Raw genomic sequence first — 25,071 nt, forward strand, 5'->3', positions numbered from 1 at the left:
AAACAAAGCAAGAGGTTATTTTAGCTAAGTCTCAATTTTATAAAGCTATTAGGCATCTACTATAAGGCAGAAAGCTTTGAAAAGTAAAAAGTAAATTTTGATAAATATAGGTATTTAAAAGCCATTTTTATTCCTTTTGCCTTTTAAGTTTTTACTTTTGCCTTATTAAGTTAAGCTGGCTTATGATCCAAACGAATAGCAGCCTCTAGAGCAGATTTTTCTTTGGCGCGGCGAGCATAAGGCTGTAATTGAGCGCGATCGCCACCTGTCAAAATACTCAATTCTTCCAAACTCATGCCTCGCATTAACATTTCTACACGCCAGGTTTGTTGTGCTTGAACAATTTCTGGTGGTTTACCTTGGGGTGTTAGCAGTCCCTGAGTCCAAACTTCCCAACTTTGCAGCAATTGTGAGTCAGAAATAGGATTACCTACATTGTCAACAAACATAGCCTGATGATGATCTTTACGACTTTTGAGCCATTTAATTAAAGGATTGTTGGTGTATGAACCGTAGTGTTTGCCCAAAATCCACTGATTTGCCGGGACTTGGCGGGGTAAACCTGGGGTGGTGATTTGCAAAATTAGCCCTTGGGGATCAGATATTTGGTGCGATCGCTGCAATCCCACTATCTCTGGAACAGATAAGCCGGCACCAAATAACAGGTATGCTAAAGCATAGTCTTGTATTCCTGACTTCCTAGAATTTTGCAGAATTTTATGCACTAAAATCGCAGGCAAATCATCTACTTCTTGGGTAATGACAGCTTCTCTTGCTAATTGGGGAGCAGCGGACATTGCTCCGTGTAAAAACAACTCCACTAGATTCTCTAAAAAGTCATCTCGATCTTCCCACAGTTCATGAAATTCGCTAGTAAATTCAATCACCGCATAGCCCAAAATCATGCCATTGAGTAAACTGGCTAATTTTTCTGCTGGTAGATAGGTGTTGATATCTCCCTGTTGGATGAGGGTTGCTAAATACTGCGCTACATAGCGGTTAGCTTCGGTTAATCCTCTTCCCAATGCTCGGCGATTTTCGGCGGGAAATTGGTCTGCTTCACCCACTACAGACCGCACAAACTCAGGGACTCGTTCTAATGTATGTAAGCTATCACTTGCATAATCTTTCAGGGCTTGGTAAACGTTGCCAGGAGGAGTAGCTCGCCTAACTAAGGATTCTCCCAAATCCTTAAAAGCTGCTGATTCTTCTAACACCGCTAAAAGTAACCCATGTTTATTTCCGAAATGGCGAAACAGCGTCACTTCATTGACTCCAGCTTTTTCGGCGATTTGACGGGTGGTAGTACTACTAACTCCCTGAGTAGTAAATAATTCTAGTGCCGCTTGAATAAGACGTTGACGGGCTGAAATTGATTGAGATGCCATAAGAAATAATGCAAGTGCCACTTGCATAAAATACCAATAGTTGTTACGATGCCTAATGTAAGTGATACTTGCTTAAGTCCACTGTAACGAACTAGTCTACAGAATGGAAAAATTTATTGGGAAGTTTACCCACATCCAAAGCAAATCACTTCATGATCCATCAACGGAAATGTTTATGACTGCAAAATATCTGGCGGTTGCTCCTGAGACAGGAAATTCACCTCGCCTCAGATGGGTGAATGTGGTATTTTTTGCTACTATTCATGCCTTAGCTCTGTTGGCTCCTTGGTTTTTTTCTTGGTCAGCGCTAGGATTGCTAGTATTTCTCCATTGGCTGTTTGGGAGTATTGGCATTTGCTTAGGATATCATCGACTGTTAAGCCATCGGAGTTTCCAAGTACCCAAGTGGTTAGAATATGCGATCGCCTTGATCGGAGCCTTAGCACTTCAAGGTGGGCCAATTTTTTGGATTGGTGGACACCGCCAGCACCACGCCCATACAGAAGATATCAACTTAGATCCTTACTCTGCCAAGCGGGGATTTTGGTGGAGCCATCTACTGTGGATTATGTATCCCCGTTCTGAGTTTTTTGATTATGAAATCTATAAAAAATATGCGCCTGATCCTGGAAAGACAACCTTATTACCGCTGGTTAGATCGCTACTTTTTATTATTGCAAATTCCTTTGGGAATATTGCTGTATGCTTTGGGCGGTTGGCCTTTTGTAGTTTACGGAATGTTTGTCCGCGCAGTCTTATTGTGGCACTCCACTTGGTTTGTCAATTCTGCATCACATATTTGGGGTTATCGTACCTTTGATGCCAATGATGAAGCACGTAACTTGTGGTGGGTATCACTGCTAACTCATGGCGAAGGTTGGCACAACAACCATCATACTTTTCCCCACGTAGCCAAAGCTGGTTTCCAGTGGTGGGAAATTGATATCACTTGGTGGAGTATTAAAGCTTTAAAAGCATTGGGTTTAGCGAAAAAAGTCGTCTTACCACCATCACAAATTGCACGTCAAAGATGAATTAACTGATAGTAGTCAAGCAAACTTCTGGCAGAATAATAAGAATAGTGGCCAGACGAAAATCATTAATATTGCGGGTGACAATTGCTTTTGTACTTGCTGATTTGGCAGAGGCATGAGTCACCGCATCCTCAAAATTATTTAATTAGATTATGGCAACTTATAACTAGCAACTCGCATAGTTAATTTTCCTTGACGAGGATTTTGACTAAATATAAATGCTCCTTCTTCCTTTTCGCCATCAGACAAAAAATCAATTTGTTGCTCTCCTGTTTCAACTACTTGATCAGCAATTTGTAATTCAGCAATAATTTGCACTGATTCAGCCGTTTCACCACCAGTATTAACTATTTCAAAAGGAACATAAAATTTCCCATCAATTTCTCTAACTACTGGTTTTTGATTTAGCGATAAAATGGGAGGCTGATCTTTTTCATTCAGCCACATATATCCTACTAAGCTAATAACGACTGCAAGAATAGATGAAGCAATCCCGAATGTGATCCACTCAGCTAGAGAACGTTCTGGTTGTGGTTCTGTTTCTATCATATTGCTAACCTACCTGCCGCGCCGCCAATGGTTGCAGGTAATCCTAATACTAAAGTATGTTCTAACCACATCGTCCAAGGGTCTGACAAAGTTAACTTTTGAAAGAAAAATAGCATTATTCCACTTGCCAGTAAAGATACTAAATACGATATAGTAGTTTCACTTAATGGACGCTGAAAAATTCCCTTTTGCTGTCTCCGTTTTTTCTGGTCGGAAAAACCAGCTTGAAAGACAATAGTATATGAAATTACTAAAGATGCAGCCATTAATGCCCACAGCCAGGGAGGCGAAATAGCTGCGGCTAACATAGGAACTTCATCAGTTGGGGCAATATTAAAAGCAATCACAATTGCGCCAATCACCGTGGCACCTAAATCAGCTAATGTGGCGTGCAAATGATGTTGCTGAGGTTTGCTATTACCATTACCTTTATGACTATCTGATGTGGAATTATTTTGATTACCTGATTGGAGAAATTGGTTAGCTAATGCCACACCTAGGGTAAATGGTACACCTTCATATACAACTTTTCCTAGTGATTCTTTTAATGATGTTTCTGGCGTAATTTCTTGCAATAACCACAACATAAACGCAGAACAAACAAATCCAATTGCCATTGCTTCTACGGTATCTATTGCGGCTTCATCAAGTCGCCAGGTATTTCTGCGTTTACGAAAACCATCTGTATAATTGAGTAAAAAAACTACAATAAACATGAGGGCGATCGCTATAGCAATTAATTTTGGTTTTACTAGTGAGCCAATCCACCATACTTCCATAGTATAGATTAGGGGAATCCCAAATAAAAAACCTCCACAAATACCACGTACAATATCATTTATTTCTTGTTTCCAACTATTTTTATTTTGTTTTTTAGCCACTACTAATATGTACCTGATTATTTGATTGTCAGATTTTTATATGTTGTAATATTTCTCATGAATAGATATTTTTCACATCTATCCTTGGTTATTTTCTAAATATATTATTTAACTACTTCTTTTGATAGATAGACAAAAAATTGCTTTTTAGTCGTGTAAAATTTATTCCTAAATTTACTTTAGGAATAAAGACCGAATATACAGCCTATTCTTCAGAATTCTGGCTCCTAAATTTTCAATTCTGTGGTAGTTCGCAATCTTCATGATTGAGCAACCAACGCTTACGCTCTAACCCTCCTGCATAACCAGTGAGTGTAGCATTCGCGCCAACAACTCGATGACAAGGAAGTACGAGTGCGATGGGATTAAGTGAATTTGCCATCCCAACAGCGCGATAAGCCTTTGGCTTACCAATTCTCGCGGCTAATTCAGTATAGGAAATAGTTTTTCCCCAAGAAATGTTTCGCAGTGCAAGCCACACTTGCTGTTGAAACACAGTCCCACCAGTGCTTATGGGAATATTGTTTAAACTTGTGCGATCGCCATCAAAATAAGCTTGAATTTGATTACTAAAACCTTGGGGATTTTTGAGATACTGAAAATCAAAACTGCCATAACGCTTATTAAGCAGCTTCAGCATTCTTGGCTCATAATCAGCAAAGTCCAGAGCGCAAAGTTTTTCCCCATCCGTGACAATTAAAATTGTGCCAATCGCGGAATTGATTTTGTCAATTACTAATTTCATATTTTATTGAGTACTCACATCGAAGAAATATTTGTACCTGGCAAAATTTGAACGCCGGAAATCAGCGCTCAAACTTTGCGCTTTGTTGTTAGTCATTTGTCTTAATAAAAAACCAATGACTCATGACCATCTTCAATAGAGAATGTACAACTTGAACCCACACCAGCTTACTTATCTGCGATTGCGGCATTGTAGTGGGTAGCGATTCCCTCGCCATGTTGTCCAACCATCAGCAATCTTGGTACGACTGTTGTATCTCAGATACCAATTATCTTGCTCTGCACCTAAATAACGAATACCTAAATCCTGTTTTCGGCTGTTGGAAAAACGCTTTGCTAAAGGAACCCACGCACTACCGTTGTCACTAAATCGCCCAACCAGACGCACGCCTGAAGTAGTAGAGCAGACATCTCCACTACAACTAGTTTGTGGGTCATCTACTACCTTCCATTGCATTCGGGCTGGTCTACCGTCAATATTACAATCCCACAACCCAAAGAACCACTCGCCAGCAATTTGGCTGGCTTTAGCATGACTCGATATCAATACCAAACTTGCGGGAACAATCGCCAAGCCTAAAAGCCACTTTGTGATGTTTTTCATTTTGCTGTACCTGTATTTAAGGCTAATCTGTACTTTCTATTCACTTATATGTATTGGTATTCCTAATTTATGCAGCTAATTACAAAATCAAAAATAAATACCAATACCTTAGCCAATTGACGAGTATGAAGATTGATGAACTACCTTGCCTCTCCGCCTTGGCAAAGGTATTGGTCTACTGAATTTATTTTATGACTTAAGATAATTTTCAGTTAAACCAACTTGTATTTAAGATTACAACTACTGAAATACTAAATTTGCAGGTAATTAACCTTCCCTGCTAACAAGGAGCCATCATGATTGTAAGCCGAAATCAACGTGCTGTAGGCGTATTTACTGATCGTCGAAATGTAGAACAGGCACTTTATGAATTGAGAGATATTGGTTTAGCGATGGATCAAGTATCTGTAGTTGTACAGAATGCAGATGATCCTGAAATTAAAGAATATACGCATGATAAGGCTGACGAAGGTGCAACAGTAGGAGGACTTTCAGGGGGCGCTGTTGGTGGTTTGACTGGCTTATTAGTAGGATCTTGGGACTTTAGCAATACCTGGAGTTGGGCCAATCATGCTGGCGGGAGCGGCCGCTACAGCTTTTGTGACAACCCTTGCCGGAGTCAGTCTTGGTGCTGCTACTGGGACTTTTGCTGGTGCATTAGTTGGTTGGGGAATGTCTGAGGAGCAAGCTAGAGCATATAACGATCGCGTAGCAAATGGAAACTATTTAATCATTGTCGATTGTACATTTCTAGAAATTGCTCAAGTCGAAGCCATTCTCAAGCGTTGGGGTGTTGAAGAATTTGGTATTTATGAACATCTCAACAGTGATCTGGAAAATACACATTATTTGGCTCCAACCACTTCTCATACTACTCTTCCTCATAAAAGTGGGATAATGACCAAGTATGGAATTAGTTACTTTAATGACATAGAGAATGCTGAAGCGGCGATTAATGAGATACGTATGGCAGGTTTTCCAGCCAGCCAGATTTCTTTAATTTGCAAAGACTTTTCTCAATTACTTGGTTCAACAGACATCACTTTAAGCGATCGCTTTGATGCAATGCGGCTAGGAATAGCAGATGAGTGGACACGTTTTTACGATGAGCAAATTGAACAAGGCAATTATATTCTGATTGTTAGTGGTACAGACAATGAGCTTGATATATCTAGCTTAATTTTGAGCAAATATGGTGTTCAAGAGTGTCAAATTTATGATCCAATGTTAATTCGTTCTTAAAAGCTAGTACTACTATTAACGTTGCAAATACAGCAGAAAACATGGTTAAAAGGTTTTTAATATATGCCTTGGTTCTGAAAATTTTTACCTCATTCACCTGCAATCTGCTGTATTATTTGAGTTTTGCAAGATAGTCTCAATCCAAAATTTTGTTAATCTCCTCTACCACACTCTATAAAGACACAACAATATCAGAACTGCTACGCAGAAAAATTATTTATTTAGTTGAGAGGTAATGGCACTGAAATTAATAGTAAAACAAGTATTTAATTGGCTAGATTAATGAATGAAGAAGCTATTATTTATCTGTAGTCAAAATAAATTGCGGAGTCCTACTGCTGAGGCTATATTCGCTGAATATGAAGGACTGGAAACTGACTCAGCAGGGTTAGACCACTACGCGGAAGTTCCAGTTTCCACAGAAGCTATTGAATGGGCTGATATCATTTTTGTGATGGAACAATCCCATAAACGCAAATTGACAAAAAATTTTCAACCTTTTCTCAAAGATAAAAAAATTATCTGTTTAGATATACCAGATGAATTTGCATATATGGAACCAGTTTTAATCGAGATATTAAAGAAAAAAGTGCTGCCTTTATTAGGAATTTATTAAAGAAAAACAGCCCAATATAGCGGTTTAAATTACAGTGTGCGATACAAAATATCTTCGACTATTTATCTGAACACTCTAAAATAACCACTATATGCTGCACATTTTTCCGACAAAAAATGTTATTTACCAGAGCAATAGGTGTTAATTTCACTAACTATTGCACTTTCATCACTACTACTCTTTTTTAAAGATGCTAAAGAAGCGTTGGCTGCTTTGAGATTTTTTTTATCAAAAGCAGTAGCGGTATCACGAAAACCCTTACTCGTATCCTGATATAACTTAAGAAAGCGTCCTTGAAAGCCTTGCAGTTTTTCATCTTTAATTTCTAATGCTTTCATTTCACTAGCCAAAGTGTCTATTTTACCTGCAACTTCAGTTAAAGCTTTAGAACCTTTTTCTTTTGGCGGATTTTTGCTCAATTCTTGACTTAATGTTACTGCTTGATTGGCAACTTTGATGATTTTGTTGCATTGAGCTACTTTGCTTTCGCCGCAGCCTGCAAATATAACGGCGATCGCTGCTGTGGTGGAAAGTATAATAGTTCTTTTAACAATACTTTGCATTTTTTTGGGTCTCCTACATAATATCTTAATCTCAGACAATAGGCAGATAAAGCAAATCAGTCACAGCAAAAATACTTCTGAAAGCTATGAGTTTTAAATAATGATTTAACTTTTGCGTCTAACTTACTTTTCGCCCTGCTAAGTTATACTGCATGTTTCTGAAGATGCGTATTTAAGGTAACGAATTTAACAAAACTTAAAGTTATACCTTTCGTTGAGCAAAATCACAGGCGATCGCTTGACTATCAGAAGCTTTTAATTTGTTCTTTGTCAACACTAATGACAAACTTCTGATAAGGTATGGTATTTGGATGTGTTTTGGCTTAGTTGATCAAACTTGATGTAAATCTTAATTAATTAAGATGATTTGTTATAAAAAGAAATATTTTTTATAAGAACACAAACAGGTGTATTGAAGAGTATAAATTTTTTGTGTTCTTTTTATAAATTTTTCGTGAAAATTAAATACTTTAATCAGGAGAAAAAACGCTGAATTCTACAATCTAAACATTTGCAAAACTTCGCGCAAAATTCTTGGTTAATATAACCTTTGGGAAAACTTACGCAACGCAACTACCAAAAGATAGCTTTATAAACTTGTGACTAAAAACTGATATTTAAGGAGGAGTAAACTATATGTGGAAAATCCAAAAATTAACAACGAAAATCAAAAATCTAGCGATTGTCAGTGGTAGCGCTGTTTTGATGACACTGGGAATAAGTACCTCTGCAATGGCAGCAATTTTGTATGACTTAATCGATCTTAGTCCAGAATACAATTCTGTTGGTGATCCACCTTACAATTATTTGCCTACTGACATTAATGATGCTGGTCAAATAGTAGGATATATAAACGCTTTTTATAATAATCGTTATCGGCCTGGCTGGCTGTGGAGTCGTGAGAACGGCAGAGTTTGGATTAATGATAGTTCTGGGCAGGTAGATACCATTGCAATTGTCCCATCTGGTATCAATAATTTAGGACAGGTATCAGTATATAGAATGAGTGCTGATTATGGTAGCTGGAGTGGTGTATGGAGCGAAAGCGGTAGCCTTACTCCTTTAGAAAGAAGCTTTTACCTTCAGAGTAATGCAGCCTATGGCATTAATAATCTTGGGCAAGTGGTAGGTTACTCAAATTTTTCTTCTGAGCCTATATACAACGATTTCGGAGATTTAATAGACGTTGATGGCAAAGATCATGCTGTTCTGTGGAATAGTAGCAATGAACGAATTGATCTTGGAACTCTTCCTGGTAGAGAAAGAAGTTATGCAACTGCCATCAATGATTCTGGTCAAGTAGTAGGAGATTCAAACAATAGTTTTAATGATAATCGTGCTTTTTTTTGGAGTCCAGAGACTGGGATACAAGAAATTGGCACTTTGCCAGGAGAAGATTACAGTACGGCCTCTGCTATTAATAATCAAGGTCAGGTGTTGGGCTTTTCTCGTAGTAGCAATGGAGGGAGTAGCTTTTTGTGGACTCAAGAGGCTGGTATAGTCCCACTCCCAATCAGGGCATCTGATATTAATGACTTGGGTCAAGTAGTAGGTTATTGTCCTGGAGTAGGGACGGAATTTTGTTTATGGAGTCCTGAGACTGGCGTAAGCAACCTCGATATTTCTTTTGATCCTACTGTAGATTGGAAATTAGATGGATTGGTCGGCATTAATAACAAAGGTGAAATTGTTGGTTATGGGCGCAAGCGCAATTCAATTGAACCTAATGCTATAAGTCCTTTCTTACTAACTCCCAGAAATGCTGAACCTGTACCAGAACCAATCACAATGGGGGGTACGTTGTTAGCAGGAGTTGGTTTAGCTTATTTGCGTCGTCAACGTCGGTTGCGTTCTGCTCAAGTTACAGAATAAAAAGATTGATTCGCTAATATCGCTAAGAATAGGTTTGGGGTATGAGAAGAACCTGTTACCACACTCAGCACTCAGCACTTTCTACTCAGCACTATTCATTCATACTCGGAAATTTTCTATAGTTTGGAATTACTAATTATGTAAAATGCACAAAGTAAAAGATATGGAGAGATAGAAAATGGCATTAACTGGGGTCAGGATTGTGTTGGTAGAACCAGCTGGCCCAATTAATGTGGGTGCGATCGCTCGTGTGATGAAAAATTTCGGTTTGTACAACCTAATATTAGTTAACCCCCAATGTGACCCGCGATCGCCAGAAGCCATGAAAATGGCAGTCCATGCCAAGGATATTTTAGAATCTGCGGTAGTAGTGGCAACTTTACCAGAGGCGTTGCAAGGATGTGTCAGAGCGATCGCCACTACTGCGCGTGTGCGTGACTGGGAAACACCTCTAGAAACCCCTCGCAACGCCTTACCGTGGTTACTAGAAGAACCAGAAAAACCCTCTGCCCTAATTTTTGGCAGAGAAGACCGAGGATTAAGTAATGAAGAATTAAATTATGCCCAGCGATTTATTCGTATTCCCACCAGTGACATATATCCATCTTTAAATTTAGCAACCGCCGTCGGGATTTGTTGTTACGAACTGGGGCAACAAGTAGAAATCGCTCAACCTCAGACTACCCAAGAGAGAGAATTAGCACCTTTTGAACTTGTGGAAGCCTACTACCAACAATTAGAATCACTACTGTTAAATATTGGTTATATCTATCCCCATACAGCAGCTAGTCGGATGGAGAAATTTCGGCAGCTATATAATCGCGCCCGACTCACAACTAATGAAGTGGCGATGTTGCGTGGGGTGTTTCGCCAGGTAGAATGGGCGCTAAATAATCGTAATGATGATGAAAACTTATGATGTATCGATTAATATATACGCAATCTCCCCCAAAATAGATAATATGGCTTAGACTAAACAAACTACTGAGTAGTAAAAGTTGATTTCAGCATCAAGCTGCATGAACAGTCAGTTTTAGGCCGGGAGTCTGCAAGAAAAAATTCGAGTGAGTCACAAGGAGTAGCAGTGACAGAATCAAGTGACAAACTAAGAGCTTTCTCGCGGCGACAACCCGTAAATGGCCGCCAGCGATCGCGCAAAGCTCCTAAAGTGGAACCAAAGAAAGCCAAAGTTCCGCAACCACAGCAACGTCCTGTGGTGAGAGAAGCCATGCTTGCACCAAATGCGATCGCAGTTGGCTCAGGAATTCCTCGGTCAAGACAAGGGCTAGTGATGCCAACAGCTGTTAAACCTATCCCCAAAAAACCAGTTAATGTCCCCCCCTCCCCATCCAGCACTGTCAAAGTAAAAACGGTGCGGGTACAGAAGCCGCCACAACCCAAAGTAACCAGAAGAGTATCGAAAAAGACGCGGTTAAAGCCAATGGCCAGAACGATGTTATATATCCTGCGGTTGTTAATCGTAGGAGTTGGCATGGGAGCGATCGTTGGTACAGTATTATCAGTTTTAGACCCAGCTAATCGCATCAATTCAAATTCTTCCGTATCATCTAACGCCAATAATTCTGCTCAAGTTCAGCCACAAAGCACTCCTAATCCCGCAGTTCCCACGTCAGGTTTGTATCTATCCCAAGAAATTACCTCTCTAAAAAATAATGTTCAAAATTTAGCAGCAACTACCCCAGATCTCACTCCAGGTATTTTCTTAGTAGATTTAGATAATGGTGGTTATGTAGATATTAATGCCTCCGTTGGTTTCCCCGCCGCCAGCACCATTAAAGTCCCAATTTTAGTAGCGTTTTTCCAAGATGTTGATGCAGGTAAAATCCGTCTGGATGAAATGCTGACCATGCAGCAAGATATGGTAGCTGGCGGTTCCGGAAATTTCCAATTTAAACCAGTCGGGACACAGTACAGCGCTTTAGAAGTTGCCACCAAAATGATTACCATCAGCGACAATACAGCTACAAATATGCTGATTGCGCGACTAGGAGGTATAGAAGCATTAAATCAACGTTTTCGCAGTTGGAGATTAACCACAACAGTAATTAAAAATCAACTGCCAGATTTACAAGGAACAAACATCACCAGCCCCAGAGAATTGGGGAATTTGATGGCGATGGTGAATCAAGGTAACTTTGTGAGTCTGCGATCGCGCGATATTATGCTGGATATTATGCGTCGTACGGAAAGAGATAATCTATTGCCATCGGGTTTAGGCTCAGGTGCCAGAATATATCATAAAACAGGCGATATTGGCACAATGCTGGCAGATACAGGTTTAGTTGATATTCCCAACGGCAAGCGTTACATCATTTCTGTAATGGTAAAACGTCCCAATAATGACCCACGCGCCGAAAAATTCATCAGTTCCATTTCTCGTACTGCTTACGAAAGCTTGAGTCAAAGTCCTCCACCTACCATCATCAACAACAATATCCCCACGACTAGTTATCCGTCCCCAACTATTAGTTCTCCAGTACCTAATACGACAACTAGTGTAATGCCTCCCAATATTTATCAACCACCTATAATTAATCCTGCTATACCTAACAACATACCCATAAGTGGTTATCAATCACCCATTGTTAATCCACAATCACAATATTACCTCCCAAGATAATTGCATTTATCATGACATCTACCACACCTTCAATTCAGTTTTTCGCAGGCATTTTTGAAGAACTCAGTAATGTTAGTTTACGACGTGGCAAAGTTTCAGGTAAACGCATCGTCGCCATGACTTTTAATAAATTGCAGGCTTTAGAAGGATTGAATAGTTTTACAAAACCGTCTTTAAATTCCTTGCTGTTGACTGATGAAGAAGGTGAAATTAGTGTTACTCCTTCTTCAACGCGGTTTATTTTTGGTGGTGATGAGGGTGATGAATTACAACGGGTAGAATGCCAGTTTGAAATCGAACAAGATGATTATTGGGAACGCTTTATGCGCTTTATGCAGCGGTATGCTGAAGCTAATGGGATGGAATATCAAGGGTGACTGTCTGTTCGTTCACTCTCAAGAAACCAGGGTTTAGGGATGTCAGGGAATAAAAAGTGTTTCTTTGATAGTTTGCTAATCAAACAAGGCAGAAATAAAAAGTAAAAAGCAAGATTTTAATTATGATGAATAATAGGAAATAACAAGACTATTAAGAAGTTCTCCCATACAGACAACAGTAACAATTCATCGCAATTAAAAGGTTAATAAAAATTTATGCGACGTAATCAAATCATCATAGCAAGTACCATAGGCACCTTAGCGGCCATATCCATAGGCTATTTCGGAGTTCAAATATTTGGACGAGACACAATGTACGGAGTGAGCGCCGGAATGGTAGGACTCGGTGCAGGAGAGTATCTTGGTCAGGTTGTTTCCAAGAAAAAGCAGCGGCGAATGGTACTCATCTAGGTAAATAGGTGGTGAAAATGCGAGTAAGGGTCAGGGTTTTTAGGGAGTACTCTGGTAGATATTGGGTTGGAAGGGGAATAATACCTAAAACCATTACGGAGTAATACTGATGGAAGCATACCTAAGAGAAGCGATAGGTCTAGGTAGTACTCAAATCACATCGGAACCCTTAGCAAAGCCGGAAGTAGAGCTAGAACCACAAGTTACAATCTATGATTTTGCAGACTTACTGATCAAAAACGAACCACCGACAATTGAACATCACCAGACTAATAATATAATGATCAAAATTCAGTTAATTTAGGCAAGTAATCATTACTTTGGCTTGTCTACAATATTAATTACATCACATAAAATATATTAGGTGTGCAAGGCTTTGCACACCTAAATCAAACCGATTACTTTTTCTTCTGGTCTTGGCGCTTTTGTTCTAGATAATTCAGTAATTTAACTACGTAAACTTCAAATTCTGCATTTCTTTGGTTGACAGATTCAATAGGCGGAACAGAAAAAGTATCTGGAAAATTAAAAACTATATTTCCTAGACGTAATCCTAAAGGTCGTAAATGTCCTCCTTTAAGTTTAATACGAAAATCTTCTGGGGGCTTTTTCAATTGATTGAAGAACCACTCTCGTGTAGATTTGCCAATATTGTCTAAAGGAAAATAAACTAAGCCTAGTAAATTAAATAAATGACTATTTTTGATTAAAGCCTCGGTTTCTGCGGGGGTTGGTTTGACATTAAAACCAAGTCTGATAATAAAATCGGCTAAAGCTTTAGGTTTAATAGCGCTGTCCAGTCCAGTATTGACTGGTGCTAATAATAGAGATGCTTGGCTTTTAATAAAGATGCTGTTAATTTTGACATTTGACTCATCAAAATAAGTTTGGCTTTGGTCTACATCTTGATTGACATAATAAGATGTTAATTTTTTAGCCTTTGCACTTTGATTTTCTAAGTCACGACGGAGATTTTCTAAATCATTGATAATACTTTGAACTTTTTTAGCTTGTTTTTCTGGAGATAAATTCCCAGAAGTTTGTTTGACTATTTCCCCAATAAACGCTTCTAGTTGCTCTGTTTTTTTAGGTAAAGCACTAAAAGATTCTAATAGTGCAATATATTTACAACCAATACTATGACCTATCCAGGAAAAGTTAGAATCGTCTAGATAGGTTTTATATTCATAACCTGCTACTTCTGCCATTCTGACTAATTCTGGCATGAGTTTATATTGTTCTCTGATGAGAAAACCTGACTCTGCATAATGGTCAAAAGTAAAGTTAAATGGCAAGAGAATGATTGTATAGCCTTGCTTAAATAAACATTCCAGCAGATGGCGATAAAAAAACATCGGGCCAAATGTACCAAAAAAAGCCCCACCAATAAATTGAATTACGCCTTTAGGTTGCGGATGCAGCGCTACCCAACTAAAAGAAACAGGTTTAAATCTCAACTTTAAATTCGTCATGTTTGTAATTGAGTAACAGTACAAATTGAGGCTGTTATCAGTCATGAGAACACACCTTGATAATCATCTACCCAGATAAAATTATGTAACTTCTAAGAATCTCATTTGATTCAGAAGTTGCGGTAATTATGTTTGTGATTTGTCATTAGATACTTCGCATTAACTGCTTATTACGCTGCTTGTAACTTTTATTTACAATTAAGTGCTTTGTCTTGTAGCGTTGTAATCTGCGATCGCCTCAATATAAAATTAATGATCGTCGCGGTGAAAATCTGGAGACTTTATGCCCAAGCTCAACGTTAAGCAGAAAAACTGGTTACTTTCAGTCCATGTTGCATCTGGTAGTATTTGGTTTGGTACAGCGTTGAGTATGATAGCGATCGCCTGGAAAAATACTCATACTACTAACGGTGATGAACTATATGCGATTAATGCAGCTTTAAAACTACTAGATGATTTCGTCATTATTCCCTCAGCCAATTTATCTTTACTAACTGGCGGACTGCTTTGCTGGCTAACGATTTGGGGATTTTTCAAACACTATTGGGTAATTGTCAAATGGATTGCGACAGTCACTTTGATTAGTACGGGAACTGTGTGGTTAGGGCCTTGGTTAAATGCAGCTACTAGTATTTCGGATATAGAGCGATCGCAAGCATTAAGTAATCCATTATATACATTTGATATCAAAGGAGTTCTGATCGGCGGTGCAATTCAAACTTCCTGTGTACTTGCTATCATCGGTATTTCCGTGCTGAAACCTTGGGGTAGAAGAATAGTAAAAGCTCCCGAAGAATCCACCTCATCAAGTAGTTAGAAAAAGTTAATTTAACTTTTCTGATACCGCATTCCAGGGAGTTGGGAGACTAAACCCATCAGTTCTAGTTGTAATAAAAGACCAGAAACAGCACTAGCGGGAATACCTGTGGTTTGGACGATCGCATCAAAAGATAAAATATTGCAGGCGATCGCATCGATGATCTGTTGCATTTGCGGTGATAAGTTCGGCAAACTTAACTTTTCTGTAGTTGGAGAAGTAGCCACTGGATCTAGTTTTGGGACTGCACCTAACAAAGTTAATAGTTCATCTAATTCTCGAAAAATTATGGAAGCGCCTTGGGAGATTAACTTTAAACAACCTTGAGACGGGTAATCATCTAATCTTCCCGGTAGTGCATAGATATCTCTGCCAAAATCGTTAGCGTATGTAGCAGTAATTAATGCACCAGATTTTAAAGGCGCTTCCATTACCAATATTGCCCGACTTAAACCTGCAATAATTCGATTGCGTCGAGGAAAATGAGCGCGGTCAGGTGGGGTTTTGGCTGGATATTCACTTAAAACTAAACCTGCATCTAAAATTTGCTTGTACAAATCTCGATTTTTGTGAGGATAAATCACATCTACACCTGTTCCCAAAACTGCGAGGGTGCGTCCACCAGCTTTGATAGTGGCGCTGTGACTTTCTGTATCAATTCCCTCCGCCATCCCCGAAACAACTGTAAAGCCATTTTTAGCTAAAGCGATGCTAATTTGACGAGTCCAACGAATACCATACTCTGAAGGTTGACGGGTTCCGACAATTCCCACCATCGGTTTTTGTCCAAGATTTTCTTGTAAATCAACTTCGCCTCGATAGTATAAAACTGGTGGCGGACTGGGTGTTTCTAATAGCAAGCGAGGATAGTCTGCATCAGCTGGTGTCCAGAAATGGGGATTTTCTTGCTGGTGTTGGATAAGTAATTGTTCTGGATGTAACTGCGATCGCATTTTGATTACTTTGTTCAAGGTTTGCAAACCAAAACCTTCAACTTCTCCCAACTCGGCTTTACTAGCTTCCCAAGCTGTAGATAAACTGCCAAAATGCTGTTGTAACCGTTGCAATAAAACCGGGCCAATTCCCGAAATTTGCGCCCAAGCTAACCAATACGCCCTTTCTTCTACCACTTGCTGATCCTCACACCCACTCTCTTTGATTATTCCCAAATCATCCGCAGTAGCTACAGTTTTTTCAAAAATAGAAGACAGGTTACAGGGGACAGAGTTCAAAGGATGTCTTAAGTACCTGGGTTATTGCTATCTTGATCAGTTTGTTTGAGCCAATCAGTTAAATTAGACAGATTGGCAAAGTCTAACAAGGCTTCTCCTAAAGATTCCAGTTGAGGTAGAGATAAAACATCAATTTGCGATCGCACTTCTTCTGGTAATTCTCCCACCTTGCGGCTTAATAATCGCAAAACGAGCGATCGGGCTTCTCTCTCGGCTCCTTGTTCAATACCTTGTTCAATACCTTGTTCAATCCCCTGTCTCATCCAACTGGTGACAATTTCCATCACGTCCTCCTGGCTATTCATTTCCAGTCTATCAATCTCCTCTTGAAACACCTGCTCCTCCTGCTGGTTTAACTGTAAATAGGTATCAACGAACCCAGAAATTAAGCGGGTGCGGGCGGGATCTAGCTTTAAGGTTGCCAAAAGTCGCAAACATTCAACTTTGACTTTCGGTCGGTCTGATGCTGCAATCTGCATTTTTGACATCAAGGCCGCTGCTACTGGATTGGCTTGATTGAGATAATCACGCCAGTTCAGCCGATTGAGTTGAATCGCTGTGAAGTTGAATTCTAATACCTTCAAGTTGGGAAACTCAACTATGTGGCTATGAGGTTCTTCTCGGTATGGTTGATCAAAGGAAAACACCACAATCGGATAAACACGCTGCAAATATTTCTGATACAGTCGTGCAAAGTAGAAAAACATCCGACGGCTAAATTCTCGCTCGATGTAAGATTGGGTTTCGATATGTACTAAAAAGCCAACTTCTTCTCCTGCTTGCTTGACCTCAACCAGCAAGTCAATTACTTTATCTTCCCCTGCGGTGAGGTCAGCAAAGTATTCTTGGGGTAGAAAGCGGATAGAGTTACGATCAATTGTGCTGACAATTTGCGGTAGAAATAATTCCAGAAATTCAATGAAGAAAGTCGAAAGTAATTCTTTAAACAGGCGATCATGTTCTGGCATTTCAATCCCTTTTTATGCGGCAGCACCCTAATTTTGCACAACTTTTAAAGTTTGCAGACTTGAATCTGCACATCCACTAATTATCCCACCCATTGTTTGAATTTGTTGCAGATATGCTAAAGCTGCTGTAGTAATTACTTCTCCCGGCATTAAAACTGGGATTCCGGGAGGATAAGGACAAACAATTTCGGCACAAATGCGATCGCTTGTTTGTTCTATTGGTAATGTTTCACTAGCTGCAAAAAAAGCGTCACGAGGAGATATCTGCATAGTATACTCCGCAAAATTCTGCCTCAAAAAAGGATTGATAATTACTCTGTTACGGTGATATTTTTCTGCAAGAATTTGAAAACTTTGAATTAATTGCTCAATATCCCTGGCGGTGTTTCCCAAACTAATAATAAAAGTCAGATTCTGCAATGAGGCGAATTCTGCCGTTACAGAAAACTTTTCGTCTAAAATTTCTTCAGCTTCAAATCCAGTTAAACCTAAGTTAGTAACGTTTACAGTTAAGCGAGTTCTATCTAATTCCCGAAAACCAGGTGATAATTTTGGCGACAAAATTGATAAACCAGGAATTTGGCTGATTTTGGTTCGCGCTATATCTGCAAGTTGCAAAGTCTGCGACATGAGTTGTTCACCATTCAGCACCATTTGTTGACGTGCGGCATCTAACGAAGCTAAAAGTATGTAACTCGGACTGGTAGACTGAACTAGTTGCAAAGCTTTACTAATGCGATCGCTATCGATTCTCTCTCCTTGAATATGCAGCATCGATGCTTGTGTCATTGCACCAAGAACTTTGTGAATTGACTGGACAGTTAAATCTGCACCTGCGGCTAAAGCTGGGGTAGGTAATTCAGCATGAAAAGCGAAGTGTGCGCCGTGGGCTTCATCTACCAACAAAGGAATATTATATTGATGGGTGATGTTGGCGATCGCACCTAAATCTCCGCAGACACCGTAATATGTGGGAAACACTATCAACACCGCTTTGGCATCGGGGTGCTGTTGTAAGGCAGATTCTAGGGTATTGGGCGTGATACTGTGAGCAATATCAAAAACTGGGTCATATTCAGGATTGATAAAAATTGGGATCGCCCCAGAAAGAATTAAACCCGCGATCGCTGAAGAATGCACATTGCGCGGCAAAATGATTTTATCGCCCATACCACAGGTAGCGAGAATTGCCGCCTCAATGCCACAAGTAGAACCATTGACAAGAAACCATGTTTGTGACGCACCAAACGCATCTGCTGCTAATGTTTGGGCGGCTTGAATTACACCTTGGGGCGAAAACAAACTATCTAACTCAGCTAATTCGGTTAAATCTGCCCGAAATAACTTTTCGCCCAGTAAATCAGCCAAGACTGGCGATATTCCTTGACCCCGCTTATGCCCAGGCGTGTAAAACGCCGCGTGAGCTTTGATTGTACAAGCTTTGAGCGCATCTAATAAAGGTGTTTGGTATTGATCAGGCATGAGTAAGTTTCAGACTTCACACTTCATACTTTTAATATTTTCTTAATCTCTGCTTGATTGTCGGTTGATAAGTTCATCGCATTTATACAGCAAATTCATTAAGGGTGGATATGGATTTTATCAATTGCGATCGCCTATTAGCAAATCGTTATAAACGGCGGAGTGTTTTACTTGGTGCGGGATTTTTTACAGGTTTAGCATTAACCAGCCAATGGGAACCAGCATTAGCAACATCGAGATTTTCTAGCTATCCCTTTACCTTGGGTGTAGCGTCTGGCGACCCATTACCAGATAGTGTGGTGTTATGGACAAGGTTAGCACCCGACCCCTTAAATGGTGGTGGAATGCCACCAAGAAACGTGGTGGTACACTGGGAAGTTGCCCTAGATGAGAATATGCGAAAAGTTGTCCGACGTGGTAAAACTTTAGCGATCGCAGATTTAGCCCATTCAGTACACGTTGATGTTCAAGGGTTAGAATCTAATCGTTGGTATTGGTATCAGTTCCGCGTCGGGAATGAACTTAGCCCCATCGGTCGAACTCGGACAGCACCAGCATTCTATAGTTTTATCAAACAACTTAACTATGCTTTTGTTTCTTGCCAAGATTGGCAAAATGGCTTTTACACAGCTTACCGACATCTAGCTGAAGAAGATATTGAATTAGTTGTACATCTGGGTGATTACATTTATGAGTACGGGCCAGAAACAGGCGGGCCACGTCAGCATAATAGCCCAGAAATTATGACTTTAAATGACTACCGTAACCGTCACGCCCTTTATAAAACTGACCCAAATCTGCAAGCAGTTCATGCAGCCTTTCCTTGGATAGTCACATGGGACGACCATGAAGTAGAAAACAACTACGCCAACTTAATTTCTGAAGATAATGTCAACCCAAAAGAATTTGCCCAACGACGCGCCAATGCCTATAAAGCATACTACGAACACATGCCACTGCGCTTATCTTCACTGCCTATTGGTGCTAACGCCCAGCTTTATCGGCGTTTGAGTTATGGGAATCTAGCCCAGTTCCACGTTTTAGATACTCGTCAATTCCGCACAGACCAACCTTGTAATGATGGACTCAAGCCCCGTTGTCTGCAAGCCTTTGATGAAAAGGCAACCATGACAGGCTTAGAGCAAGAACGCTGGCTATTCCAAGGTTTAGATAAATCCCCCGCCCGTTGGAATATTATTGCCCAGCAAACTATGTTTGCTCAATTTGATTTTGATCCTCGTACAGAGATTGGGGTGTTTAACTTAGATCAATGGGATGGTTATTTAGCAGCACGTCAGCGAATCGTGAATTTCCTCAACCAGCGCTGTCCCTCTAACCCTGTGGTGATTACTGGTGATATCCATTCGAGTTGGGTACACGACGTAAAAGTTGATTTTAATAACCCGTCCTCTGCAACTGTAGCGACTGAGTTTGTCGGTACTTCCATTACTTCCGACTTTCCCACCTCATTCATCGCACCAGTCCAAGCCGCTTTGAGTGCTAATCCCCATACCAAGTTTTTCGACGGTGCATTCCGGGGCTATGTCCGTTGTCAAGTCACTCCTAAACAGTGGCAAAGTGATTATCGGGCAGTTTCTAGCATTATTGACCCCAATGCAACTATTAGAACCTTAGCTTCCTTCGTTGTCCAAGATGGGCAACCAGGAGCATATCGGCAAGCTTAATTCTGGCGATCCTGTTAATAACTAGATTGTTGTAGGTGGTATTTGCCCACCTACACTTTTTGCGTAATTTCATAGAGGAAAATCTAAAGTTTTGTTAAGCAATGCGTAATTCTTCGGAGTCACTCTGAAGTTATAAATAGAGAGAAAAAGTTCACACTTCAAGCTTGTGACTTGTAACTCTGCAATGCTAAACCGTTAAATTCATTTGTCTACTAAATTAAAAGGTAAACCAAAATCTATGGCATCCCAAGAAACAGAAACAACAGTTCTTGATTCTGCTCAAGTTCAGCAATTGCACGCTGATTTGTCCAAAGAAATATATAATAGCCTAGCTCAAGTTAATGTAGGTAATTTGTTAGAAAAATATGGTCTATCAAATGATGAATCATTTGAATTACAGTTTCTCATTGATCTAAGTAAAGTTAACTCTAATGGAGAATCTGAAAGTCAGCTAAATCAAGGAATATTGCCGAGTATTACCCCTCCAAAAGTTAAATTACAGGGGTATTATTATAACGGACAATACTATAGCTGTGGTTATCCATAAAACTAGTTTTTAATTGACTAGATAAATTTGTATCTTGCACCATTTTCAATAATCATAAGATGAGCAATATTCAAAATTTTAAAATCACGTAATAAGTGACTTAAGAATATTGCCACCTGATTCTAATTAGAATAAAGTAGTTGTTGCAAGATGTAATTAAACCAAAAAAGAGGCTTGAGTAAGTTGATGTACTTATAGTAAGTATTGGAGGATAAAAACTTTTTTACCTATAGCCATAGCCAGAAAGATTAGGACGTAAACTATAAGAGTTAGCATTGCATCTACCTCATCCCAATGGCAAAAGCTTATAGTGATGATTTCCGGCGAAAAGTTATGCAAGCGATTGAATTAGATGGTCTCAAAAAGTGCGAGGCAAGCCTTCTGTTCAATATCAGTCGCAACACAATTAACTTGTGGTTTCAACGCAAAGCCGAAACAGGTGATGTCAAGCCTAAACAGAGGAAAGTATCGCCGCACAATGGCAAAATCGGTGATTGGGAGAAGTTTCGCACCTTTGTTAAAGAGCATGGGGATAAAACTCAGACTGAGATGGCACAGGTATGGGAGGGAGAGATTAGCCAGCGCACGATTTCCAGAGCGTTAGGAAAGATAGGAAATTCGCGTAAAAAAAAACTTACGGATATAGTCAACGAGACGAAGCCAAACGGGCAGCGTTCTTAGCACAACTGGAAAATCCGAAAGCATCGCATCTAGTATATGTTGATGAGTCTGGCATGGATGAACGCGACAACTACGGCTACGGATACTCCCCAATAGGGGAGCGATTCTATGACCTCAAATCAGGTAGACGGCAGGGTCGCATTAATATGATTGCTGGGTATCGACAAGGAAAAGTGATTGCGCCATTTACTGTCGAGGGGGCTTGTAACCGTACCGTGTTTGAGACTTGGTTAGAAAATTGCTTGATTCCGGTGTTATGTTCAGGCCAGTGGGTGATTGTAGATAATGCCACGTTTCATCGGGGCGGTAGGATTGCTCAATTAATTGAAGCCGCAGGCTGTCAGTTAATCTATCTGCCACCCTATTCGCCAGACCTCAATCGTATTGAAAAGTGTTGGGCAACTTTGAAGAGTAAGGTTCGCAAGCTATTACCTCATTCTAATAATTTACGTGATGCAATGGAAACTGTTCTCAAACAAGCAGCGTCCTAACGAAGTTGGCTACAGCTATAAATGCCAATAAATTACTATAAGTACATCAAAGAATATTTACGAAGAAAAATGAATCGCGGTATTGTCTAGTACTTAATACTGACAATACCGCTTTTTATTTACATGAAACTATTCAGACGCATTAAAAAGCTTTTAAAAGGTAAACAAAATATTATTTTTGATTTTACCAAATCTGGTTCAGTACCATCAAAATAATTTGAATTAAAAAATATAACAATAATATTCATTTCAATGTAGTTTGTGTATGTGGCTAACTCAGCAGCAAAAATTTTGGCTATTGAGCGCAATATTTACTTAGAAAAAAAGTAAAATCACAGTTGTTCTGTGTGTTTTGTGAAAATATGAACAATCTTGGTTTCTGTTTGAGAACTCTAGGAAGTGCAATAGGCAGTATTATACTTTGTTCTGCTAACTCAGCTTTTGCTCAAATTATGCAGGATGGGACATTACCTAATAATTCTCAAGTGACACCTCTGAATAATCAGATTACAGCAATTACAGGTGGTACTCGTGTTGGAGATAATCTCTTTCATAGTTTTTTGAATTTTTCTGTTTCTTCTGGTAGTACAGTTAGTTTTCAAAATCCTGTCGATATTCAAAATATTATCAGTCGAGTCACTGGTAATTCTATTTCTAATATTAATGGCACTCTGAAAACGGAAGGAACAGCTAACCTGTTTTTGATCAATCCTAATGGAATTGTGTTTGGGTCGAACGCTGCATTAGATATTCGTGGTTCTTTCTTAGCTAGTACAGCTACTAGTATTAACTTTGCTGATGGAAAGCAATTTAGTGCCAAAGCTCCACAAAGCTCGTCTCTGTTATCTGTTACTATTCCCACGGGATTACAATTTGGAGTAACGGCGGCTCCTATCCTTAATCAATCTCAAGCTAGTCCAAATGGTGCAAAGAATGTGATTCGTAAACCTGTTGGTTTACAGGTAGGTTCAGGCAAAACTTTAGCATTAGTGGGTGGTGATTTGCTCTTGGATGGCGGAAATGTCACAGCCAGATCAGGCAACATTGAATTAGGGAGTGTTGCACCTAATAGTTTAGTTAGTATCAAGCCTTCTAGCCAGGGTTGGGTATTAGGATATGAAAGTGTAAATAATTTCCAAAATATTCGACTAGTGCCGCGCACAGTAGGTAATACAGAGGTTGGTGCTGTTGTAGATAGTAGTTCTCCAGTTAATGGGATAGATGGTGGTGGCAGCATCACAGTACAAGGTAGCATTGTGGAACTAATTAGCCGCGGTGCAATCCTCACTAGTCAAACTCTAGGTAGCGGAAAAGGTCAAGACATAACAATTAACGCTAAAAACCTAATTCTTCGGGATGGCGCACAAGTTCGTGTTTCGGCTTTCGATAAGGGTAATGGGGGAAATATCAACGTTAATGCTTCTGATTCTGTAGATTTAATTGGTAGTTTGATTGTGCCAGGTAATAATCCTATACCAAGTGCATTAGTTAGTGTAACTGCTGGTGATGGAGATGCAGGTAATATCACAGTTAAAACTGGCAGGTTGCGTCTTCAAAATGGAGCAGAAATTTCATCAGGCTCTGGTGGTTTTGTCAACCCTTTAACGTTGACATTTATCGCAGCTACAGGCGATGGCGGAAATATCATCATCAATGCGGCAGAATCTGTAGAGATCACTGGTTTTGTAGTAACTGGTTTTCCTAGCAATGTGGCAGCTACAACGGTAGGCCCAGGCGCAGCAGGGAAAGTGAGTGTTAATACAGAAAAATTATTGGTGAGCAACGGCGGTGCAATAGCTGTAACTAGTCGAATTCCTAGACTTAGACCTCCTATTAGATATTCAGGAAAGGTTGATGAATTAGGTACAGCAGGTGAAATTAATATCAACGCTCGTTATATCTTGCTGGATAACAAAGGAGAACTATCTTCTAATAGTCAAGGTGGTGGAGGTGGGGATATTACATTGCAGGTGCAAGATGTATTATTATTACGCCGCAATAGTCAAATTTCCACTAATGCAGGTACAGCCAACGCTCCGGGGAATGGTGGTAATATTACTGTTAATGCACCTGATGGTTTTATCGTCGCTACTCCCCAAGGGAATAATGACATTACAGCCAATGCCTTTTCTGGTGCTGGTGGTAGGATTTTCATCAACGCTAATAGTATATTTGGATTTGTGCAACGGAGTCGCGCTGATTTAGTACAACTGTTAGGTACTGAAGATTCCAGACAACTAAACCCCAACCGACTCCCCACCAGCGATATTACCGCCTTTTCCCAACAAAACCCTTCATTAAACGGTACTATTCAAATTAATACACCCGATGTTGACCCCAGTCGAGGTTTATTAGAACTCCCCGCAGAAACAGTTGATGCTTCGCGTCAAATTGCCGCAGATTGTAAACCAGGGAGTAAACTCAAAAAAGGTTCTCTTATCGCCACTGGTAGGGGGGGAATTGTACCCAGTCCCACAGAACCTTTTATGGATGATTCAGTCTTAGTAAATTGGATTACTCTCCATGCTGAACGTGAGAATAGCGCAAGTTATTTGTCTCATCATGTAAGTAAACAAAAATTAGATTATGCCCATCAAGAAACTCAAATTATCCCCGCCCAAGGATGGGTGAGAGATGGTAAAGGTAATGTGACTTTAGTTACACAAGCACCAACTGTTACACCCCATAGTCCATTACTCAATCCGGCTTCTTGTGCTGCTAATTTATAATTTGTAGTTCGTAATTACTATGCAGAGAACTTTTTACAGTAGACG

The 25,071-nt window shown here is 39.8% G+C and carries 24 protein-coding genes and 1 pseudogene; 14 read left to right on the forward strand and 11 right to left on the reverse strand.

The features are described from left to right. Window positions 1–170 precede the first annotated feature (170 nt). The gene (locus tag AC504W_RS10295) at window positions 171–1,388 is read right to left on the reverse strand and encodes a TetR/AcrR family transcriptional regulator (protein ID WP_494877646.1); all 1,218 of its coding nucleotides are present in this window, start codon (window positions 1,386–1,388) and stop codon (window positions 171–173) included. Window positions 1,389–1,563: 175 nt separating this feature from the next. Between AC504W_RS10295 and AC504W_RS10300 the strand changes: the two are divergent. Next, a pseudogene (locus AC504W_RS10300) lies at window positions 1,564–2,422 on the forward strand (acyl-CoA desaturase). Window position 2,423: 1 nt separating this feature from the next. Here the strand turns inward: AC504W_RS10300 and AC504W_RS10305 are convergent. From AC504W_RS10305 to AC504W_RS10325, 5 genes are all read right to left on the reverse strand, one after another. After that, window positions 2,424–2,546: a hypothetical protein gene (locus AC504W_RS10305; RefSeq protein WP_494877648.1), complete on the reverse strand. Its 123-nt coding sequence runs from the start codon at window positions 2,544–2,546 to the stop codon at window positions 2,424–2,426. A 26-nt stretch (window positions 2,547–2,572) separates the two neighbouring features. Then, window positions 2,573–2,971 (reverse strand): TIGR02588 family protein, encoded by a 399-nt coding sequence (locus AC504W_RS10310; protein WP_494877649.1) that lies wholly within the window; start codon window positions 2,969–2,971, stop codon window positions 2,573–2,575. Then, window positions 2,968–3,852 carry a TIGR02587 family membrane protein gene (locus AC504W_RS10315; RefSeq protein ID WP_494877650.1) on the reverse strand — a complete coding sequence of 295 codons (885 nt, stop codon included), beginning with the start codon at window positions 3,850–3,852 and terminating at the stop codon, window positions 2,968–2,970. Before AC504W_RS10315 ends, AC504W_RS10310 begins: the two co-directional genes overlap by 4 nt. A 235-nt stretch (window positions 3,853–4,087) precedes the next feature. After that, window positions 4,088–4,597 carry a methylated-DNA--[protein]-cysteine S-methyltransferase gene (locus AC504W_RS10320; protein WP_494877651.1) on the reverse strand — a complete coding sequence of 170 codons (510 nt, stop codon included), beginning with the start codon at window positions 4,595–4,597 and terminating at the stop codon, window positions 4,088–4,090. 171 nt (window positions 4,598–4,768) lie between these two features. Further along, window positions 4,769–5,200 carry a DUF6006 family protein gene (locus AC504W_RS10325; protein ID WP_096575498.1) on the reverse strand — a complete coding sequence of 144 codons (432 nt, stop codon included), beginning with the start codon at window positions 5,198–5,200 and terminating at the stop codon, window positions 4,769–4,771. Window positions 5,201–5,496: 296 nt separating this feature from the next. Here AC504W_RS10325 and AC504W_RS10330 point away from each other — a divergent pair, with 296 nt between their 5' ends. The 3 genes from AC504W_RS10330 to AC504W_RS10340 all read left to right on the forward strand — a co-directional run bounded on the left by AC504W_RS10330 (window position 5,497) and on the right by AC504W_RS10340 (window position 7,058). Then, window positions 5,497–5,880 (forward strand): hypothetical protein, encoded by a 384-nt coding sequence (locus tag AC504W_RS10330; RefSeq protein WP_494879607.1) that lies wholly within the window; start codon window positions 5,497–5,499, stop codon window positions 5,878–5,880. Further along, window positions 5,771–6,442: a hypothetical protein gene (locus AC504W_RS10335; RefSeq protein ID WP_494879609.1), complete on the forward strand. Its 672-nt coding sequence runs from the start codon at window positions 5,771–5,773 to the stop codon at window positions 6,440–6,442. The genes AC504W_RS10330 and AC504W_RS10335 overlap by 110 nt, the downstream gene beginning before the upstream one ends. 286 nt (window positions 6,443–6,728) lie before the next feature. Beyond that, window positions 6,729–7,058 carry a low molecular weight protein tyrosine phosphatase family protein gene (locus AC504W_RS10340; protein WP_494877653.1) on the forward strand — a complete coding sequence of 110 codons (330 nt, stop codon included), beginning with the start codon at window positions 6,729–6,731 and terminating at the stop codon, window positions 7,056–7,058. A gap of 119 nt (window positions 7,059–7,177) precedes the next feature. Here the strand turns inward: AC504W_RS10340 and AC504W_RS10345 are convergent, their stop codons facing one another. Further along, complete coding sequence (locus tag AC504W_RS10345; protein ID WP_494877654.1) at window positions 7,178–7,621, reverse strand: hypothetical protein; 444 nt, start codon at window positions 7,619–7,621, stop codon at window positions 7,178–7,180. A gap of 636 nt (window positions 7,622–8,257) precedes the next feature. On the opposite strand from AC504W_RS10345, the gene AC504W_RS10350 reads away from it, so the two are divergent. The 5 genes from AC504W_RS10350 (at window position 8,258) to AC504W_RS10370 (ending at window position 13,226) form a co-directional block, all read left to right on the forward strand. Beyond that, window positions 8,258–9,493, forward strand: coding sequence for a PEP-CTERM sorting domain-containing protein (locus AC504W_RS10350; RefSeq protein WP_494877655.1), 1,236 nt, complete (start codon window positions 8,258–8,260; stop codon window positions 9,491–9,493). A gap of 178 nt (window positions 9,494–9,671) precedes the next feature. Then, a complete protein-coding gene (locus AC504W_RS10355; protein WP_494877656.1) occupies window positions 9,672–10,412 on the forward strand; it encodes an RNA methyltransferase in 741 nt (246 codons plus the stop codon). A 165-nt stretch (window positions 10,413–10,577) separates the two neighbouring features. Continuing rightward, window positions 10,578–12,134 (forward strand): serine hydrolase, encoded by a 1,557-nt coding sequence (locus tag AC504W_RS10360; protein ID WP_494877657.1) that lies wholly within the window; start codon window positions 10,578–10,580, stop codon window positions 12,132–12,134. Between the two features lie 11 nt (window positions 12,135–12,145). Beyond that, window positions 12,146–12,511 carry a photosystem II reaction center protein Psb28 gene (psb28, locus tag AC504W_RS10365; RefSeq protein WP_096575486.1) on the forward strand — a complete coding sequence of 122 codons (366 nt, stop codon included), beginning with the start codon at window positions 12,146–12,148 and terminating at the stop codon, window positions 12,509–12,511. Between the two features lie 520 nt (window positions 12,512–13,031). After that, on the forward strand, window positions 13,032–13,226 hold the full coding sequence (locus AC504W_RS10370; RefSeq protein WP_494877658.1) for a hypothetical protein: 195 nt from the start codon (window positions 13,032–13,034) through the stop codon (window positions 13,224–13,226). 94 nt (window positions 13,227–13,320) lie between these two features. Here the strand turns inward: AC504W_RS10370 and AC504W_RS10375 are convergent, their stop codons facing one another. Continuing rightward, a complete protein-coding gene (locus AC504W_RS10375) occupies window positions 13,321–14,394 on the reverse strand; it encodes a DUF1350 family protein (protein WP_494877659.1) in 1,074 nt (357 codons plus the stop codon). A 283-nt stretch (window positions 14,395–14,677) separates the two neighbouring features. Between AC504W_RS10375 and AC504W_RS10380 the strand changes: the two genes are divergently transcribed. Then, window positions 14,678–15,211, forward strand: coding sequence for a hypothetical protein (locus tag AC504W_RS10380; RefSeq protein ID WP_103124716.1), 534 nt, complete (start codon window positions 14,678–14,680; stop codon window positions 15,209–15,211). Between the two features lie 11 nt (window positions 15,212–15,222). Here AC504W_RS10380 and dprA read toward each other — a convergent pair whose 3' ends face one another. The 3 genes from dprA to AC504W_RS10395 form a co-directional block, all read right to left on the reverse strand. After that, window positions 15,223–16,341: a DNA-processing protein DprA gene (dprA, locus tag AC504W_RS10385; protein WP_494877660.1), complete on the reverse strand. Its 1,119-nt coding sequence runs from the start codon at window positions 16,339–16,341 to the stop codon at window positions 15,223–15,225. 110 nt (window positions 16,342–16,451) lie between these two features. Continuing rightward, a complete protein-coding gene (locus AC504W_RS10390; protein WP_494877661.1) occupies window positions 16,452–17,411 on the reverse strand; it encodes an Rpn family recombination-promoting nuclease/putative transposase in 960 nt (319 codons plus the stop codon). A gap of 27 nt (window positions 17,412–17,438) precedes the next feature. Next, a complete protein-coding gene (locus tag AC504W_RS10395; RefSeq protein ID WP_494877662.1) occupies window positions 17,439–18,893 on the reverse strand; it encodes an aminotransferase class I/II-fold pyridoxal phosphate-dependent enzyme in 1,455 nt (484 codons plus the stop codon). Window positions 18,894–19,003: 110 nt separating this feature from the next. Between AC504W_RS10395 and AC504W_RS10400 the strand changes: the two genes are divergently transcribed. The 4 genes from AC504W_RS10400 to AC504W_RS10415 all read left to right on the forward strand — a co-directional run bounded on the left by AC504W_RS10400 (window position 19,004) and on the right by AC504W_RS10415 (window position 25,026). Then, entirely contained in the window at window positions 19,004–20,578 is a 1,575-nt protein-coding gene (locus AC504W_RS10400; protein WP_494877663.1) for an alkaline phosphatase D family protein, read from the forward strand. Between the two features lie 238 nt (window positions 20,579–20,816). Then, entirely contained in the window at window positions 20,817–21,125 is a 309-nt protein-coding gene (locus AC504W_RS10405; RefSeq protein ID WP_494877664.1) for a hypothetical protein, read from the forward strand. 294 nt (window positions 21,126–21,419) lie between these two features. After that, window positions 21,420–22,297, forward strand: a protein-coding gene (locus tag AC504W_RS10410) for an IS630 family transposase (protein WP_494873200.1) whose coding sequence is annotated in 2 segments (ribosomal slippage) — window positions 21,420–21,749 and window positions 21,752–22,297 — 876 coding nt in all. Because the reading frame shifts where the segments join, the coding sequence is not laid out codon by codon here. A 362-nt stretch (window positions 22,298–22,659) separates the two neighbouring features. Continuing rightward, the gene (locus tag AC504W_RS10415; protein WP_494877665.1) at window positions 22,660–25,026 is read left to right on the forward strand and encodes a two-partner secretion domain-containing protein; all 2,367 of its coding nucleotides are present in this window, start codon (window positions 22,660–22,662) and stop codon (window positions 25,024–25,026) included. The last annotated feature ends 45 nt before the right edge of the window (window positions 25,027–25,071 follow it).

It is taken from the genome of Nostoc sp. C96, assembly GCF_059384975.1.